The 1,499-nt window shown below is 45.8% G+C and carries 4 protein-coding genes; all 4 read left to right on the top strand.

From position 1 onward, the window contains the following. Nucleotides 1-131: 131 nt before the first annotated feature. A complete protein-coding gene (locus tag ACKTR5_RS11660) occupies nucleotides 132-440 on the top strand; it encodes a hypothetical protein (protein WP_407881674.1) in 309 nt (102 codons plus the stop codon). Then, on the top strand, nucleotides 440-562 hold the full coding sequence (locus ACKTR5_RS11665; RefSeq protein ID WP_407881676.1) for a hypothetical protein: 123 nt from the start codon (nucleotides 440-442) through the stop codon (nucleotides 560-562). The genes ACKTR5_RS11660 and ACKTR5_RS11665 overlap by 1 nt, the downstream gene beginning before the upstream one ends. 46 nt (nucleotides 563-608) lie before the next feature. Continuing rightward, complete coding sequence (locus ACKTR5_RS11670; RefSeq protein ID WP_407881677.1) at nucleotides 609-1,019, top strand: hypothetical protein; 411 nt, start codon at nucleotides 609-611, stop codon at nucleotides 1,017-1,019. 242 nt (nucleotides 1,020-1,261) lie between these two features. Then, nucleotides 1,262-1,499 (top strand): hypothetical protein (locus ACKTR5_RS11675; protein ID WP_407881678.1); only part of this gene is annotated, 238 nt, incomplete at its 3' end.

Here is a 1,499-nt window from a genome sequence, read left to right on the forward strand (position 1 = left end):
GTTTAGCTACTAGGGCATTTGTGATTCCATCTGCAGTGACGGACAATCCGGCTTCATCTTGGGTAAATGCTAAGGGTACCGCGATCACTAGTGACGACTACCCAGCAAGTAATTAAAAGGAGGAAAATAACATGCCTGAATATTATAAATATGATCCAAAGACATTTGCATACACCGGTGCCGGCGTGGGGGATTCATTGCCAGAAAACGCAACGGCAACGCCAATTACTGGTTTAGTGGGTAACATCGTTTACAACCCCGCGTCGAACGGGTGGACTGGGGACCGTTTACCAGCAACACCAGAGCAGGCGAGCCAACCAACGGCTGATCAGTTAATGATGATGAATGTGATGAAGCAAGTGGCCGCGCAAAACGTTCAAATTGCAGCATTGCAAAAAGCCATGGATGCAGCAGAGACGACGAAAGGGGCAACCGTATAATGTTTCCTAAATTTGAAGATTTAATGACGGCTAAATCATGGGGTGCTGACGCCGCATACTTCCAGTTCTTTTTGGACAATGGAATCATCACGCAAGACCAATTTAAGGAACTGACTGCTTAACGGTACGTGGTATTCATAAATTCTAAATCGAAAGAAGGTGTGACGATTGCGTACTCAATTCAGACGTTTTAAAGCCTGGTATCGCGTGTTGTTCCGTTCGAACTTTGGCGCCTTAGGGATTACCCTGTTTTACTTTGCCGAAGACCTTTACGTCATTTGTAACCCGGACTACTTAAGGGCTCAAGAACGTTTTGGTTGGCTGATCGGGTGGATCGATGACAAATGGTTCGGGTTCCTGTTGGTTGCCATTGCGGCAGTTTTGTTCCTGAGCATTACTCGACATGTACAAAGCATTGAACGTGCGTTAATCACGTTTAGTGCTTTTTTGTTTGGTGTCTACTCGGGCATTTTCATTTTACGGTTCATTGATGGTTTTCCGAACTCATCATGGGCGCTGGCTTTAATGGGCCTATGGCTCTCAATCGGGATCACGAAGTATGGTGATTTTGATGAATAATTGGGCCAAGTTTTTTGAGGCTGTTAAGGACGCCGGCCTGTTTCCGTTTTTGACGGGCCTAGTTCCGGCATTTTTCGCCTGGCGAAATTCACATACGAATAGCCAAACCAAAATTTTACAAATGAGTTTAGACCAGCTCAACCGAAACTATAAAGATGTCATCAACGAACGTGACGCTTTAAAAAAAGAACTTGAAGCTTTGAAAGAAGAACACGCTTCAAACCAAAAATAGGAGGAATCAGATGTTTAACGATATTTCAAAGGCCATTTTAGATATTGCAGCGATTGCATTCGCCGCCGTCGGCGTGCCAGGACTATACGCCCTAATGGGTTATGCCAAGACCCGTACGAAAGATCGACGTTTACAATTGGCGTTAACTTGGGGTCAACAAGCTGTGTTGGTGGCCGAGAGCTTCATAGGTGATGGTTCAGCGCAAAAGGCGACGGCCATGAACGACCTACAAAAGCGGCTCGCCGCTA

The sequence above is a fragment of the Furfurilactobacillus entadae genome, assembly GCF_045862745.1.
GTDB classification, from domain to species: Bacteria; Bacillota; Bacilli; order Lactobacillales; family Lactobacillaceae; genus Furfurilactobacillus; species Furfurilactobacillus entadae.

Bases quoted from the DNA above. Each gene is read 5' to 3' on its own strand.
- ACKTR5_RS11660 (WP_407881674.1), top strand. From the start codon at position 132: ATGCCTGAATATTATAAATATGATCCAAAGACATTTGCATACACCGGT.
- ACKTR5_RS11665 (WP_407881676.1), top strand. From the start codon at position 440: ATGTTTCCTAAATTTGAAGATTTAATGACGGCTAAATCATGGGGTGCT.